Source organism: Caballeronia sp. LZ043 (genome assembly GCF_031451075.1).
Taxonomy (GTDB): Bacteria; Pseudomonadota; Gammaproteobacteria; order Burkholderiales; family Burkholderiaceae; genus Caballeronia.
Genome location: NZ_JARUXT010000001.1, coordinates 2,426,744 through 2,442,830 on the forward strand (window position 1 = coordinate 2,426,744; position 16,087 = coordinate 2,442,830).

Annotated in this window: 12 protein-coding genes; 2 read left to right on the forward strand and 10 right to left on the reverse strand. The window is 63.4% G+C overall.

The features are described 5' to 3' along the window. Positions 1–65 precede the first annotated feature (65 nt). From mraY to coq7, 8 genes are all read right to left on the reverse strand, one after another. Complete coding sequence (gene mraY, locus QCE64_RS11015; RefSeq protein WP_309810012.1) at positions 66–1,235, reverse strand: phospho-N-acetylmuramoyl-pentapeptide-transferase; 1,170 nt, start codon at positions 1,233–1,235, stop codon at positions 66–68. 17 nt (positions 1,236–1,252) lie between these two features. Further along, positions 1,253–2,683 carry a UDP-N-acetylmuramoyl-tripeptide--D-alanyl-D-alanine ligase gene (gene murF, locus QCE64_RS11020; protein ID WP_309931067.1) on the reverse strand — a complete coding sequence of 477 codons (1,431 nt, stop codon included), beginning with the start codon at positions 2,681–2,683 and terminating at the stop codon, positions 1,253–1,255. Then, on the reverse strand, positions 2,680–4,224 hold the full coding sequence (locus QCE64_RS11025) for a UDP-N-acetylmuramoyl-L-alanyl-D-glutamate--2,6-diaminopimelate ligase (protein WP_309918597.1): 1,545 nt from the start codon (positions 4,222–4,224) through the stop codon (positions 2,680–2,682). Before QCE64_RS11025 ends, murF begins: the two co-directional genes overlap by 4 nt. Then, positions 4,221–6,077: a penicillin-binding protein 2 gene (locus tag QCE64_RS11030; RefSeq protein ID WP_310003773.1), complete on the reverse strand. Its 1,857-nt coding sequence runs from the start codon at positions 6,075–6,077 to the stop codon at positions 4,221–4,223. The genes QCE64_RS11025 and QCE64_RS11030 overlap by 4 nt, the downstream gene beginning before the upstream one ends. Then, positions 6,074–6,418, reverse strand: a complete 345-nt coding sequence (ftsL, locus tag QCE64_RS11035; RefSeq protein WP_309810025.1) for a cell division protein FtsL — start codon at positions 6,416–6,418, stop codon at positions 6,074–6,076. Before ftsL ends, QCE64_RS11030 begins: the two co-directional genes overlap by 4 nt. Beyond that, positions 6,415–7,356 carry a 16S rRNA (cytosine(1402)-N(4))-methyltransferase RsmH gene (rsmH, locus tag QCE64_RS11040; RefSeq protein WP_309931068.1) on the reverse strand — a complete coding sequence of 314 codons (942 nt, stop codon included), beginning with the start codon at positions 7,354–7,356 and terminating at the stop codon, positions 6,415–6,417. The genes ftsL and rsmH overlap by 4 nt, the downstream gene beginning before the upstream one ends. A gap of 28 nt (positions 7,357–7,384) precedes the next feature. Continuing rightward, positions 7,385–7,813 (reverse strand): division/cell wall cluster transcriptional repressor MraZ, encoded by a 429-nt coding sequence (mraZ, locus tag QCE64_RS11045; protein ID WP_309810034.1) that lies wholly within the window; start codon positions 7,811–7,813, stop codon positions 7,385–7,387. 451 nt (positions 7,814–8,264) lie between these two features. After that, entirely contained in the window at positions 8,265–8,918 is a 654-nt protein-coding gene (gene coq7, locus QCE64_RS11050; RefSeq protein WP_309811680.1) for a 2-polyprenyl-3-methyl-6-methoxy-1,4-benzoquinone monooxygenase, read from the reverse strand. A gap of 491 nt (positions 8,919–9,409) precedes the next feature. Between coq7 and QCE64_RS11055 the strand changes: the two genes are divergently transcribed. Beyond that, positions 9,410–10,573 carry a porin gene (locus QCE64_RS11055; protein WP_309918606.1) on the forward strand — a complete coding sequence of 388 codons (1,164 nt, stop codon included), beginning with the start codon at positions 9,410–9,412 and terminating at the stop codon, positions 10,571–10,573. Positions 10,574–10,728: 155 nt separating this feature from the next. On the opposite strand, the gene QCE64_RS11060 is transcribed toward QCE64_RS11055, so the two are convergent. After that, positions 10,729–12,402 (reverse strand): long-chain fatty acid--CoA ligase, encoded by a 1,674-nt coding sequence (locus QCE64_RS11060; protein ID WP_310003775.1) that lies wholly within the window; start codon positions 12,400–12,402, stop codon positions 10,729–10,731. 125 nt (positions 12,403–12,527) lie between these two features. Further along, on the reverse strand, positions 12,528–14,609 hold the full coding sequence (locus QCE64_RS11065; RefSeq protein WP_310003777.1) for a molybdopterin oxidoreductase family protein: 2,082 nt from the start codon (positions 14,607–14,609) through the stop codon (positions 12,528–12,530). Between the two features lie 164 nt (positions 14,610–14,773). Here QCE64_RS11065 and QCE64_RS11070 point away from each other — a divergent pair, with 164 nt between their 5' ends. Beyond that, positions 14,774–15,964: a M20 aminoacylase family protein gene (locus tag QCE64_RS11070; protein ID WP_309918614.1), complete on the forward strand. Its 1,191-nt coding sequence runs from the start codon at positions 14,774–14,776 to the stop codon at positions 15,962–15,964. Positions 15,965–16,087: the final 123 nt, after the last annotated feature.

Genomic DNA, 16,087 nt, shown 5'->3' on the forward strand with positions numbered 1-16,087 from the left:
ACCTTTCCCGGAGAACTACAAAAAGACCTGAACAGCTTTGGGTGCTGCAAACGCTCAGCAAACGCTCAACGCAGCTTCAGCGTCGAGAGGCCAAACAGGCACAACATCAACGTGATGATCCAGAAGCGCACCACCACCTGCGTTTCGGTCCAGCCGGACAGCTCGTAGTGGTGATGCAGCGGCGCCATCTTGAAGAAACGGCGGCCTTCGCCGTAACGGCGCTTCGTGAACTTGAACCAGAACACCTGCAGCATCACCGACAGCGTTTCCGCCACGAAGATGCCGCCCATGATGAACAGCACGATCTCCTGACGCACGATCACCGCCACCGTGCCGAGCGCGCCGCCGAGCGCGAGCGCGCCGACATCGCCCATGAAGACCTGCGCGGGGTGCGTGTTGTACCAGAGGAAGGCGAGGCCCGCGCCGCCCATCGCCGAGCAGAAGATCAGCAGTTCGCCCGCGCCGGGAATGTGCGGGAACAGCAGATACTTCGAGTACACCGAGCTGCCCATCACGTATGCGAACGCGCCCAGCGACGCACCCACGAGCACGACGGGCATGATGACGAGGCCGTCGAGGCCGTCGGTGAGATTCACGGCATTGCTCGAACCGACGATCACGAAATACGTCAGCGCGATGAAGCCCCACACGCCGAGCGGATAGCTGATGGCCTTCACGAACGGCAGCATCAGGTCGGCGCGCGCGGGCAGGCCCATGGAAAGACCGCTGCGCACCCACGCCATGAAGAGATCGAATACGCGCGTGTTGCTCGCTTCGGACACGCTGAACGCGAGATACACGGCGGCGAACAGGCCGATCACCGATTGCCAGAAATACTTCTCGCGCGACGACATGCCGCGCGGGTCCTTGTGCACGACCTTGCGGTAGTCATCCACCCAGCCGATCACGCCATAGCCGAAGGTGACGAGCATCACGATCCACACGAAGCGGTTCGTGAGGTCGGCCCACAGCAGCGTGGACACCGCGATGCCGATGAGGATCAGCACGCCGCCCATGGTCGGCGTGCCGGACTTGACGAGGTGCGACTGCGGACCGTCCTTGCGCACGGCCTGGCCGACCTTCAGCGCGGTCAGCTTGCGGATCACCCAGGGGCCGCAGACGAGGCCGATCAACATGGCCGTCGCCGTGGCGCCCACGGCGCGAAACGTGAGGTAGTTGAACACGCGCATGAAGCTGGCGTCATTCTGGAGCCATTGCGCGAGTGCGAGTAGCATGCTGGTCCTTCAGTGAATCAATGTGCGGCGGGCGCTTGGCCCGCTGCGGGTTGATGTGGACTCGTCAAGGCGTCCACCACGCGCTCCATCTTCATGAAGCGCGAGCCTTTCGCGAGATACGTGGCGTGCTCGCCGTAGCCGGCGTGTTCGAGCGCGTCGATCAGGCTGGCCGCGTCATCGAAATGCGCGCCGGTCTGCTTCGATGCCTGCGCGTTGAATGCGTTCACCGCATCGCGGCTGGCTGCGCCCAGCGCGAACAGCGCATCGATGCCGCGCTCCGCCGCATACGCGCCGACTTCGCGATGAAACGCCGGGCCTTCCTCGCCGACTTCACCCATGTCGCCCATCACGAGCACGCGCGGCGCGGCCTGCGAGGCCAGCACGTCGATGGCGGCGCGCATCGAATCCGGATTCGAGTTGTAGGTGTCGTCGATCACCGTGGCGCCGGCCAGCGCGCCGAGCTGCGCGCGCTTCACTTGCAGGCGGCCCTTTACCGGCTGGAAGGCTTCGAGGCCGCGCTTCACGGCATCCAGCGCAACGCCTGCGGCCAGCGCCGCCGCCGCGGCGGCCAGCGCGTTGCGCGCGTTGTGCTCGCCGAGCACGGCCAGCGCGACATCGCACGCGCCCTGCGGCGTGTGCAGATGGACCGTCGTGCCGTCGAGCGTGCCGGTGACGGCGGCTTTCGAGGTGTCGTCGGTGAGCGCGAAATCCATGATCGGATTGCCCGTCGCCGCGACGCGCCAGATGCTGGCGTAGTGATCGTCCGCCGGGAACACGGCCGTGCCGGTCTCGCCGAGCGCATGGATCACGGACGCATGTTCGAGCGCAACGGCTTCGACCGTCGCCATGAATTCCTGATGCTCGCGCTGCGCGTTGTTGACCACGGCGACAGTGGGCGCCGCGATCTTGCCCAGCAGTTCGGTTTCGCCCGGATGATTCATCCCGAGCTCGACCACGGCCAGCTTGTGCGACGCGTTCAGGCGGAACAGCGTGAGCGGCAGGCCGATGTCGTTGTTGAAGTTGCCCGCGGTCGCGAGACGCGTCTCTTCGCCGACGGCCGCAGCGAAGATCGAGGCGATCATTTCCTTGACCGTGGTCTTGCCGTTGCTGCCCGTGACGGCGACGAGCGGCATCGTGAAGCGCATGCGCCAGCCGTGTGCCAACGCACCGAGGCCCGCGCGCGTGTCCTTTACCTTGATGGCAGGAAGCGGCCAGGCACTGCCGTTGCTTGATTCGCGTGACACGAGCGCGGCGGCCGCGCCGCTTTTCGCCACCTGATCGAGGAAATCATGCGCATCGAAACGATCGCCCTTCACCGCGATGAACAGGTCGCCGGGCTGCACGCCGCGACTGTCGGTGACGATGCGTTCGATCGCAATGTCGTTCTCGCCGTGGAGCGTGGCGCCCGGGATCAGCGCGGCGGCGTCGCGCAAGGTGAACATCGTCATTCGCCACCTCCGCGCGGTTGCGTGGCGCGCGATGCCAAGGCGAGGCGCGCGTGATCCTGGTCCGAGAACGCGCGCTTCTTGCCCATGATTTCCTGCGTGGCCTCATGCCCCTTGCCGGCGAGCACGACGACGTCCTCGCGCGCGGCTGCGCGGATGGCCTGCAGGATGGCGCTCGCGCGATCCTCGATGCGGCGCGTCCGCGCCGCGTCCTTCATGCCGGCGGCGATCTGCTCGATGATCGACATCGGGTCTTCGCTGCGCGGGTTGTCGCTCGTGATGACGACCTGATCGGCAAGACGCTCGGCGATGGCGCCCATCAACGGACGCTTGGTCGCGTCGCGGTCGCCGCCGCAGCCGAACATGCAGATCAGTTCGCCGCCGCGCGCCGCCGCCATCGGGCGCAGCGCGGCCAGGGTCTTGTCCAGTGCGTCCGGCGTGTGCGCGTAATCGATCACGACGAGCGGCTCGTCGTTCTGCAGGCGGCCGCCCAGCCGTTCCATGCGTCCGTTCACCGATTCGAGCTTCGCGATGCGCGTGATCGCGGCATCGAAGGGCACCCCCACTTCCAGCAGCACGCCGAGCACCGCGAGCAGGTTGCTCACATTGAAGTCGCCGAGCGTGCCGACTTCGACATCGGCCTCGCCCCAGTCCGACGACAGGTGGAACGCCGTGCCCGTCGCGGTGGCGCGCACCTGCGTGGCGAGCAGCAGCGCGTCGGCGCCGGGCGTGGCGCTGACGGGCATCTCGACGCCATAGGCAATCGTGCGGACCTTGCCGCGCAGGGATTCGATCAGGCGCTGGCCCGCCGCGTCGTCGCGGTTGACGATGGCCGTCTTGAGCGTCGGCCACGCGAACAGGCGCGCCTTCGCGGCTTCATAGGCCGTGAACGTGCCGTGATAGTCGAGATGATCCTGCGTGAGATTCGTGAAGATGCCGATGTCGAAATCCACGCCGTTCACGCGCCCCTGATGCAGCGCGTGCGAGGACACTTCCATCGCGATGCCTTCAACACCCTGCGCCTTCAGCTGCGCGAGATTGCGTTGCAATTGCGGCGCGTCAGGCGTGGTGAAACCGGTATGCGTGAGCTTGCCCGGCATGCCGATGCCGAGCGTGCCGATGATCGCGCACGGGCGGCCGAGCGCCGTCAGCGCGGTGGCGATCCACTGGCTGCACGAGGTCTTGCCATTCGTGCCGGTCACGCCGACGGTCAGCATCGACGCCGTGGGCTCGCCGTACCACGCAGCAGCAATGGGACCGGCGAGCTCGTTGAGCGCCTTCACGGCGAGCGTCTTCGCTGCGTCCGGCTTGCCCGCGAAATGCTCGGGCTGATAGAGCGCGCAGGCGGCGCCCGCGGCGAGCGCTGCATCGAGGTACGGACGGTTGTCGGCGCCATCGACGGCATACGCCAGGAACACGTCGCCGCTCTTCAGCGAACGCGTGTCCGCATGCAGGTGCGCGTCCGGGCGAGCATGCGCGCGCAGCCAGTCGACGGCGTGCGACATGTCCTTCTGCATGCGCGTCTGACGGGCTTGCGCGCTCATCGCACGACTCCCGGATGCGTCTTCGCATTGCTCGACACCGCGACCTTTTTCGCGGTGTTCGGATTCGACGGCTGGGCGCCCTCGGAAGCATTCACGGCATTCGCCGGATTCGACTCGTCGTTCACGACCATCTGCTTGACCGGCATGTCAGGCGGCACGTTGAGCGCGCGCAGCGTGTCGCCGACCACGCCCGAAAACACCGGACCCGACACCTGGCCGCCGAAGTGGCTGCCGGCCGTCGGCTCGTCGACCGACACGGCCACGACGATGCGCGGATTGGGCATCGGCGCCATGCCGACGAACGACGCGCGGTACTTCGAATGATCGTAGCCGTGGCCGCCGTGCTTGTAGGCCGTGCCCGACTTGCCGCCGACGCGATAGCCCGGCACCGCCGCATCCGGCGACGTGCCGCCCTTCGACACCACGGTTTCCAGCATCGCGCGCACTTCACGCGCGGTGGCCGGCGCGAAGACACGCTGGCCGAGCGGCGGCTGGTCGGCCGGCGTGCGGAAGATGGAGACCGGCAGAATGGTGCCGTCGTTGGCGATGGCCGTATAGGCGCGCGCCAGCTGGAACAGCGAGGCGGACAGGCCGTAGCCGTAGGACATGGTCGCCTGCTCGATGCGGCGCCAGCTCTTCCACGGCCGCAGGCGTCCGGTCACCGCGCCGGGGAAGCCGACCTTCGGCGCCTGACCGAGCCCGATGCTCGTGTACATGTTCCACATTTCTTCGGGACGCAGCTGCATCGCGATCTTGGTCGCGCCGATGTTGCTCGACTTCTGGATCACGCCGCCCACCGTGAGCGTGCCGAAACCGGCGTCGTCCGTGATGCGCGCGCCGTCCAGCACGAAGGAGCCGCCGCCGGTTTCGACGAGCGTGTTCGGCGTCACCCGGTGCAGATCCAGTGCGAGCGAAACGGTGAACGGCTTCATGATCGAGCCCGGCTCGAAGGTGTCCGTGAGAATGCGGTTGCGCAACTGCTCGCCGGTCATGTGCGAGCGGTCGTTCGGGTTGTAGGTGGGATAGTTGACGAGCGCGAGCACCTCGCCCGTCTTCACGTCGATCACGATCGCCGCGCCCGCCTTCGCCTTCGACTTCTCGACGGCCGCCTTCAGGTTCGTGTACGCGATGTACTGGATCTTGCTGTCGATCGACAGTTCGACATCCTTGCCGTTGTGCGGCACCACCTGCTCGTCGACGTCCTCGACGATGTGCCCCATGCGGTCCTTGATCACGCGGCGCATGCCCGGCGTGCCGGCGAGCACGCCCTGGTCGCCGAGTTCGACCCCTTCCTGTCCCTTGTCTTCAATATTAGTAAAGCCGATCAGGTGTGCCGTGATTTCGCCTTCCGGATAGAAGCGCTTGTATTCGCCGCGCGAATAAATCCCGGGGATGTCGAGCGCCGCGACTTTCTGCGCGACTTCGAGCGGCACCTGGCGCTTCACGTAGACGAAGGTCTTGTCCATCGAGAGCTTCGTGCGCAACTCTTTCTGCGACATGTCGAGCAGCTTCGACAGCTCCGCGAGCTTGTCCGCGCCGAGATCGTTCGGCACGGCTTCGGGAATCGCCCAGATGGCCTTCACCGGCAGGCTCGTGGCGAGCACGAGACCGTTGCGGTCGCGAATCTGCCCGCGCGTGGCCGGCATTTCGAGCGTGCGCTGATAGCGGCTCTCGCCCTGCTTCTTGAAGAAGGCGTTGCCCGGGCCCTGGATCCAGAACGCGCGCCCGGCCAGCGCGACGAACGCCATGAACAGCAGGAACACGACGAACTTCGAACGCCACATCGGCAGGCGCACGGCGAGGAGCGGATTCGGCGTATGAGCGATGTCTCTCTGCTTCGCGGCTTTTTTCATCGCTTGGCTCCGCGGGCAGGCGGCGCCGACGCCGGCAGCGGCGGCGGCATGGGGGCGTCGGCGGCCTTGTTGGCGGCCGCGTCATAGGTGAGATATTGGGTACGTCCGGTCGTCACGGGCTGCATCTTGAGGGACGTGTTGGCCAATTGCTCGATGCGCGAAGTCTTCGACAGCGCGCTCTGCTGATACTGCAGTTGCGAATAATCCTGCTGCAGCTGACGCTCCTGCGATTGCGCCCGCTGCAGTTCGATGAACACCTGCCGCTGCTTGTTGGTGGCGCTGACGACCGACAGCGCGCACCCGAGCACGACGATCAGCAGCAGGATGTTGAGACGGTTCATGGCGCGATCCGCTCCGCGATACGCATCACCGCGGACCGTGCCCGGGGGTTGTCGGCCACTTCAGCCTCGCTCGGAAACACGCGGCCCACCACCCGCAACGGCGGGCTGGGAAGATCGACCGCACGGATCGGCAAGCGCCGGTCCACGGCGGGCGCGCTTGCGTGCGCCTGCATGAACCGCTTGACGATCCGGTCTTCGAGCGAATGAAAGCTGATCACGACCAGCCGCCCCCCTTGCTCCAACAATGCCAGTGCCGATTCGAGAACTACCTGCAGCTCCGCAAGCTCTTGATTGACGTGAATCCGTATAGCTTGAAAGGTGCGAGTTGCCGGGTCCTTGCCCTTTTCACGGGTTTTGACGACGTGACCCACGATTTCGGCAAGCTCGCGCGTGGTGTCGAGAGGCCCAAGACGGTCGGACTCTGCCCGGCGAGCAACAAGCGCCTTTGCAATCTGAAAAGCAAACCGTTCTTCCCCATAATCTCTTATCACCTCCGTCAGTTCCTGCACCGTGGCTCGCGCGAGCCACTCAGCCGCCGACTCCCCTCGAGTCGGATCCATCCTCATGTCGAGCGGACCTTGTGCGCGGAAGCTGAAGCCGCGCTCCGGATCGTCCACTTGCGGCGACGACACGCCCAGGTCCAGCAGCACACCCGACACTTTCTGCACGCCGCGCTCGCTGGCCGCTTCACGCATGACCGCGAAGCTGTCGTGAACGATCGCAAAGCGCGAATCCTGAATCTTTTCCGCCGCGGCGATGGCCTGCGGGTCTTTATCGAAAGCGATCAGCCGCCCCGCTTCGCCCAGCCGCTGCAAGATTGCTCCGCTGTGTCCGCCGCGCCCGAACGTGCCATCCATGTAGATGCCGTCGGTCCGCGTGATCAGCCCGTCTACCGCTTCCTTCAGCAGCACCGTGCGATGCTGCAGTTCATTTCCCATCGCAGGTGCCATGTTCTTCAGCGCCGCGTCAGAAGGTGAAGTTCTTCAGCGCGTCGGGCATGCCCTGCGCCATGGCCGCGGCTTCCTTCGCGGCGTAGGTTTCGGCATCCCATAATTCGAAGTGCGCGCCCATGCCAAGCAGCGTCACGTCTTTTTCAAGCGACGCAGCCGAGCGCAACTCGGGCGAAACCAGCACGCGCCCGCTGCCGTCCAGTTCGACGTCCATTGCATTACCGAGAAAGATGCGCCGCCACCACATCGCTTCCATCGGAAGCGCGGCGACCTTTGCGCGAAAGACTTCCCATTCGGGGCGTGGAAACAGCAACAGGCATCCATCCGGGCTCTTTGTGAGCGTCACCCGGCTTTCTGCCTGCCCTTGCAGCGCTTCCCGATAGCGGGACGGAATCGACATCCGCCCTTTCGCATCGAGCGTCAGCGCCGACGCCCCTTGGAACACTCGCCCCTCTCCCCTGTGCCTTCTGCCTTGTGCCCGTCCGGGTGCGCGCCTTGGCGTGCGTCCGGACCTTCTGGCCGGCTCCGGCGCCACGATGGCGCCCCTCCCGCCGCTGTTTTGCTCAAAAATGGCCTGTGAATCACACAAAAGACCACTTTCTCACACTGTCTCCCACTTTAGAGGAAGGCATTTCCTCGGTCAAGACGCGTAACTTTTTTTCGAGACGTTTTTTTCCGCTAGAACAAGGACTTAGCGCACGAGCTTGAAGTGACGGGAAAACAGAAAAGCGTTATGAATTAGAGAGCTAGTGACGGATCTGAAGGTGATACGTGAAATCAGCGCGTGAAATGAGGGAAATGTAACGGTTCTTGCGGGCGTTTCTCAGGCCAAAAGTGGAATTTCGCCGAGAAGCGGCCCGATTGGCCATCCATGGGCGACCGGGACCGTGGTCATACTATATATAGTAGGCGGTAGTGGTCATGACTTTCGATGCCGCGCGCATCAGCGCGCGCACGGGAAAGGGCATCTCGCTGCCGCCGGCGCTGGTTGCCGCGGCGGCGTGCGCACTTTCGTCGAGTCGCATCTGCTCGACAATGGCACGCGACGCGCGGTCATTGGCCGGCAACGTCTTCATGTGGCCGTCGAGATGCTGCTCGACCTGACGTTCGGTCTCGGCCATGAAGCCGAGGCTCGCGCGATCGCCGAACCGTCCCGCGACAAAACCGAGTGCCAGCGCACCGGCATACCAGAACGGATTGAGGAGGCTCGGACGCGACTCGAGATCCTTGAGCCGTTGCGACGTCCACGCCAGGTGATCTTCTTCCTCGCGTGCCGCGTGCTCGAAACTGGATTTCAGTTCAGGCGAAGTTGTCGCGAGCTTCTGCGCCTGATAAAGCGCCTGTGCGCAGACTTCGCCGACATGATTCACGCGCATCAGGCCGGCCGAGTGCGCGCGCTCCTTGTCGGTGAGTTGCAGTTCCTCAGGGAAGAGATCGTCTTCGGCACTCGTGCCCGGCGCCGCCTCGGGAAGCGGCCGCGACATGCGGCTCACACCGGTCATGGAGCGCAGCCCCCGATCGAACTCGCTGATGACTTCATCGAGCGTCATGTTCTCACCTCTCTTCGTTATCCGCCGACGGTGGCTGGAACCACCCGATCCAGCAATCCGCGTTCTTCACTCCAGCGTATCGCGGCGGCAAAACGCGGATTCTAGCGTACCTCGAATGCGTCCGATGGCTCGCTCCGCTGCGTCTGAGCTCCGCAACGGCCCTCGAAAATGGCAGCGACATGACAGGAATCTGGCTGTTGCCACTGCGCCGGCGTGGCCAAAAAGCACGGAACCGACCGCTCGAATCAGCCACAATTTGGAATTAGGGCAAACACGGGTCGCAAAAATCCTGCAAAACCAACATTTTAGGGCCTGTTGCGTAAACGTCACATGAGTCTCAAGGACGGGCCCCTTTTCCTTTGTCCGTAAAAGTCTCTTTGTTACATTACGTGTCAACTTCGTTAAGAAGCCCGGCAGGGACCGTCAACACACTGGCGCCAAGAACAGTGACCTTGCCAAAAAGTCGCAATCACTCCCTGGAGATCTATTCAATGAAAAAGTCGCTTCTCGCTCTCGCAGCTTTGGGCCTTTTCGCTGGTGCTGCCCATGCGCAGAGCAGCGTGACGCTGTACGGCATCATCGACGCAGGCTTCGTGTACACGAATAACGCCAACGGCCAAAAGCAGTACCAGATGAACAGCGGCAACCTGCAAGGCAGCCGTTGGGGCCTGCGTGGTACGGAAGATCTGGGTGGCGGTCTGAAGGCCATCTTTGTGTTGGAAAACGGCTTCAACGTGTTCAACGGCCGTCTGGGCCAAGGTGGTGCTGAATTCGGCCGTCAGGCATATGTCGGCCTGGGTTCGACGCAATTCGGTACGGTCACGCTGGGTCGCCAGTACGACTCCGTGGTTGACTACACGGGCGCATTCGAAGTCGGTAGCCAGTGGGCCTCGTACTTCGGCGCACACCCGGGCGACCTCGACAACCTGAACAACTCGAATCGCGTGAACAACGCGGTCAAGTACACGAGCGCGAACTACGCTGGCTTCACGTTCGGCGGTCTGTACAGCCTGGGCGGCAACGCTGGCCAGTTCAACCGCAACCAGATCTGGTCGGTTGGCGCAGGCTACGCACAAGGCCCGCTGCAATTGGGCGCCGGCTACCTGAACGTCAAGGATCCGAACTACTCGTTCTTCGGCAACACGCCGTCGTCGAGCGCTACGGCCTCGAACATGGCTGCCAGCCGCGTGTACTCGGGCTTTGCTTCGGCGAAGACGCAGCAAGTCATCTCGGCAGGCGGTGCTTACACGTTCGGCGCAGCGACCGTTGGCGCAACGTATAGCAACACGCAGTTCAAGGATGTCGCTTCGGAAGCCGGCACGGGCCTGAACCCGGCAGGTTACACGGGCGGTTCGGGCAAGTTCCACAACGCCGAAATCAACTTCAAGTATCAGCTGACCCCGGCTCTGCTGCTCGGCGTCGCTTACGACTACACGAAGGGCTACGGCCTGGGCGATGCCAAGTACCATCAGGCAATGCTCGGCGCGGACTACTTCCTGTCGAAGCGTACCGACGTGTACCTCGACGGTGTGTACCAGCACGCAAGCGGCACGGATTCGACTGGCCGCAGCGCAGTTGCCAGCATCAACGGCCTGTCGCCGTCGTCGACGACGAACCAGGTCGCTGCTATCGTCGGCATCCGCCACAAGTTCTAATAAGAACAAAGCAGCATGCTCTGAAAGGCGCCTTCGGGCGCCTTTTTTTCGTCTGCGTTCCGGTCCGGCATTGTCTGCGGCGGCTGTCGCTCGCAGCCAACAAAAAAGCCTTCATGTCTCACGACACGAAGGCTTTTTCTCGACTGGCCGATTTTTCAGAGTCGTCCGTCGCGTAGTTCGCGCCGCAGGATCTTGCCGACATTGCTCTTCGGCAGTTCGGTGCGAAATTCGATCATGCGCGGACGCTTGTAGCCCGTGAGCCGCTCCTTGCAATAGGCGATCACGTCCGCTTCGGTCAGGCTCGGGTCCCGGCGCACGATGAACAGCTTTACCGCCTCGCCGGAATTCTGATCCTTGACGCCGACCGCCGCCACTTCGAACACGCCGGGCAGCATCGCGACGACGTCCTCGATCTCGTTCGGATAAACGTTGAAGCCGGACACCAGGATCATGTCCTTCTTGCGATCGACGATCTTCACATAGCCCCGCTCGTCCAGCACGCCGACATCGCCGGAACGGAAAAAGCCGTCGGGCGTCATCACCTTGGCGGTTTCATCCGGACGATTCCAGTAGCCCGCCATCACCTGCGGCCCGCGAATGCAGATCTCGCCGGGCTGACCGAGCGGCACGTCGCGATTGTCGTCGTCGCGGATGGCGACTTCCGTCGAAGGCAGCGGCAGGCCGATCGTGCCGGTGTATTCGGTGGCCGTCGACGGATTGCAGGTGACGCACGGCGACGTTTCCGACAACCCGTACCCTTCGACAATCGGCACGCCCGTGCTCGCGAACCAGCGCTTGGCCACCGCTTCCTGCACGGCCATGCCGCCGCCGTTCGCGGCGATGAGCTTCGAGAAATCCAGCTTGCCGAAATCGGGATGATTCAACAGCGCGTTGTAGAGCGTGTTGACAGCCGGGAACGTGTTGATCCGCACGCCCTTCAGTTCCTTGATGGTGCCCGCGATGTCGCGCGGATTCGGAATCAGCATGCCGACGCCGCCGCAGCGGATCGTCAGGAAGCCGCAGACCGTCAACGCGAAGATGTGATACAGCGGCAACGCAACCACGCACACGAACTGGTCGATGTCCGGCCGACGCTTGCGCGCCGGATCGAACCACGCCTGGGATTGCAGCGTGTTCGCCACCACGTTGCCGTGCGTGAGCGTCGCGCCTTTCGCGACGCCCGTGGTGCCGCCGGTATATTGCAGGAACGCGACGTCGTCGGGGCCCTGCGTCACCGCTCGAAGCGTCGCGCGGCCGCCTTCGGCCAGTGCGTCATTGAAGCGGATGCTTCCGGGCAAACTCCATTCGGGCACCAGCTTTTTCACGCGGCGCACGACGAAATTGACGAGCAGGCCCTTCACGCCCATCAGGTCGCCCATCGCAGCGACGATCACGTGTTTGATCGCAGTGTTCCGGACCACGGCCTGCAAGGTGCCCGCGAAGTTTTCCAGAATGACGATCGCTTCCGCGCCGCTGTCCTTGAGCTGATGCTCCAGTTCGCGCGGCGTGTACAACGGATTCACGTTGACGACGATATATCCCGCGCGCAACACGGCCGCGATCGCCACCGGGTATTGCAGGACGTTCGGCATCATCAGCGCGACGCGCGCACCGCGCGCCAGGCCCTTCTGCTGGAAAAACGCGGCGAGGTTGCGCGACATCGTGTCGAGCTCGCCGTAGGTGATGGCCTGCCCCATGCACACGAACGCGCGACGGTCGCGATTGGCGCGGAAGCTGTCCTCGAGCAACTCGGAAACCGACCGATACGCCGATACATCGATTTCCGCTGGCACGCCGGCCGGATACGACTTCAGCCACGGTTTCTCCACGGCGTCTCCTTTATCAGCTTTTAGAATGGTCGTGCGGAAATGAAATCCTAGCTGCTTGGATTACGTCCGACAACTGGGTTAGACGCCATGCTGCACACTTGTTTCGTCCCTCGTGAACGAACTCATCAATGCATGGGTTCCACTTCCACCAGGCAATCGTAGAAGGTTGCCGATCGGCCGAGGTCCGTCAGCGCCTGGCTGGTCACTTCGTTCGCGTTGCGGCCGTCCGGCGACAGCTTCTTCCACCAGATCGACAGACCGACGACGACGCCCTCGCGCGCCCGCTCCGTCACGCGCGCACGGGCCTGCATCGAACCGCGGTCGTTGAAGATGCGCACCAGGGCACCGTCTGCAATACCGCGAGCCGCAGCGTCGGCGGGATGGAGGTCAAGATGAGGCTCGCGCTCCGCAGCGCGCAGACTCTCGATATTCACGAAACTGCTGTTCAGGAAGTTGCGCGCGGGCGGCGAGATCATCGAGAGCGGATAGCGCGCGTGCAGTTCCGGCGAGCCGTCGGCCGATTCATAGGGCGGCAGATAGTCCGGCAGCGGGTCGAGTCCTTCCTGTTTCAGGCGTTCGCTGTAGAACTCGCACTTGCCGGAGGGCGTGCGAAACCCGCCATTCGCCAGCGGCGCGTCGTCCAGTCGGAGCTTCAGCCAGCCCGCTTCCTTCAGGCTGTCCCAGCCTTCGCCTTCGAGCGTCGAATCGTTCCAGTGAAACGCCTTCGAAGCAATCGCCTCGTCGGTCTCGTATAACGCCGGCTCGTCCAGGCCCATCGCGCGGGCGATGCCACGAAAGATGTCGGTATTCGGCCGCGATCCGCCAACGGGCTCGATTGCCGGCATGTTCGCCATGATGTGCGTATGGCCGTATGACTTATGGACGTCGAGATGTTCGAGCTGCGTCGTCGCCGGGAAAATCAGGTCGGCGTAGTCGGCGGTATCGGTCTGGAAATGCTCGAGCACGATCGTGAACAAGTCCTCACGCGCGAAACCCGCGGCGACCTTCGCCGAGTCCGGCGCAACCGCGACCGGATTGGAGTTGTACACGATCAGCGCCTCGACCTTCGGGCCGAAGGTCTCGTCGCCCGGATGCAGCAGCGCATCGCCGATCGCATTCATGCTGATCGCGCGGGGAAGCTTAGTGGGCCAGCCGGGCAGGAGATCGGGACGCTCGAGCGCGGCGCCATCGATGGGCGCCCAACCCGATGACGACAGCAGCAGCCCGCCCGAACGTTCACGCCATGCGCCCGTGAGCGACGGCAGACAGGCAATCGCGCGCACCGCGTTACCGCCGCCGCGCACCCGCTGCATCCCGTAGTTGAGACGGATCGACGCTTTCTTCGTCGAGCCGAAGGCGCGCGCCAGTTCGACCACGACGCCCTCTTCGATGCCGCAGATTTGCGCGACGCGCGAAGGCGGAAACTGCGCTGCTCGCGCGGCGAGCGCGTCGAAACCGAGCGTATGCGCGCGGATGTAGTCGGGATCGATGAGATGCTCGCGAATCAGCACGTCGATCATGCCGAGCGCGAGCGCTGCGTCAGTGCCGGGCCGCAGCGCGATGTGCTGATGACACTTCTCGGCCGTCAGCGATCGATAGGGATCGATGGCAATCAGCTTGGCGCCGCGGCGCTTGGCTTCCTGGGCAAGGGTCCAGAAATGCAGGCTCGATGCGATCGGATTGGCGCCCCAGATCAGAATGATTTCGCTCTCGGCATAGAACTCGGTGTGCATGCCGAGACTGGCGCCGTAGGTATAGCGGAGGCCGGCAGCGCCCGCGGCGGCGCAGATCGTGCGCTCGAGCCGCGACGCGCCGAGTACGTTGAAGAAGCGCGCCGCGATGCTTTCGCCCTGAACGAGTCCCATGGTGCCGGCATAGCTATACGGCAGGATGGCTTCGGGGGCGCGTTTCGCGATTGGCTTAAGCCGTTCGGCTGCGAGCTTGAGCGCTTCATCCCAGCCGATCGCCTCGAATCGTCCTTCGCCCTTTCGGCCAATACGCCGCAATGGCGTGAGCAGGCGATCCTTGTGATGCGTGCGTTCGGCGTAGCGCGTTACCTTTGTGCAGAGCACGCCTTGGGTGGGCGGATGGTCGGGATCGCCGCTGACTTTGATCGCCTTGCCGTCCTTGACGGTCACGCGCAAGGCGCACGTGTCGGGACAATCATGCGGGCAAACGGCGCGGGCGAACTCGGCTGGGGCGTTCATTGGAAAGTCCGAAAAAACATGAAAAACGGCGGCAGATAACGGAATTCTATTACGCCCGCTATGCGACCGTCCGCCCGATCCGGCAAATAGTGGCGGCGTAGAATGGGAGAACACCATACGTAGTCAATACGCGCATTCCGAATTCAAATCCAAGAGTAGTTCAAATGAACCTGATCCCTGAAATCGAAGCATCACACGACGAAATCCAGACCCTTCGACGAACCATTCATGCTCATCCCGAACTGCGTTATGAGGAGGTCGGCACGGCTCGGCTGGTAGCCGAAAGCCTCGAACGATGGGGCATTGAAGTTCATCGCGGGGTGGGCAAGACGGGTGTGGTCGGCGTGTTGAAACGCGGCGACGGTCATGCTTCGATTGGCCTGCGTGCCGACATGGACGCCTTGCCCATCCAGGAACTGAACACCTTTGGTCACCGGTCGACTTACGATGGGCGCATGCACGCCTGCGGTCACGATGGCCATACGGCCATGTTGCTCGGGGCCGCGAAGCATTTGTCGCAACACGGTCAATTCGATGGCACTGTCGTCTTCATATTTCAGCCGGCGGAGGAAGGCGGCGCGGGCGCGAAAGCGATGATCGAGGATGGACTCTTCGAGCGCTTTCCCGTCGATGCCGTGTTTGGCATTCACAACTGGCCCGGCATGCCGGCTGGCCACTTCGGTGTGACTGCAGGGCCGATCATGGCGTCGAGCAACGAGTTTCGCGTGACGATCCGCGGAACGGGTTCGCACGCGGCAATGCCTCATAACGGACGCGATCCGGTTTTCACGGCAGTGCAGATCGCGAACGGGCTTCAGGGCATCATCACGCGCAACAAGAAGCCCATGGATACCGCGGTGCTCTCGATCACGCAGATTCATGCCGGCGATGCCGTCAATGTCGTCCCGGATCAGGCCTGGCTGGGTGGGACTGTGCGGACTTTTACGGTCGAGACGCTCGATTTGATCGAGGCGCGCATGAGGAAGATCGTCGAAGCGACTGCGTCCGCTTACGACTGCGAAGCTGACGTGCACTTCTTGCGCAACTATCCCCCTACGATCAACGCACCCGAGGAAGCACGGTTCGCAGCCGCGGTCATGGCAGAGGTTGTCGGGGAAGACAAGGTGGACAGTTCCGTCGAACCGACGATGGGCGCGGAAGATTTTTCGTTCATGCTGCTTGCGAAGCCGGGCTGTTATGCGTTTCTCGGCAACGGCGACGGTGGACATCGCGATCACGGACACGGCGCCGGACCATGCATGTTGCATAACGCCAGCTACGACTTCAACGATGACCTGCTATCGATCGGCTCATCGTATTGGGTACGTTTGGCTGAGCGATTTTTGGCGCGTTGAACTTGGATTAGCGTGAGTCACTGCGTAAGCGTCAATCTGAGGCCGTCTTGACGATCAGAACTTGACCTCTGAGAGCCGCTGATTCGTTAGCACGAGATCGAAGGCGGCGGGATCGAAGCTGCC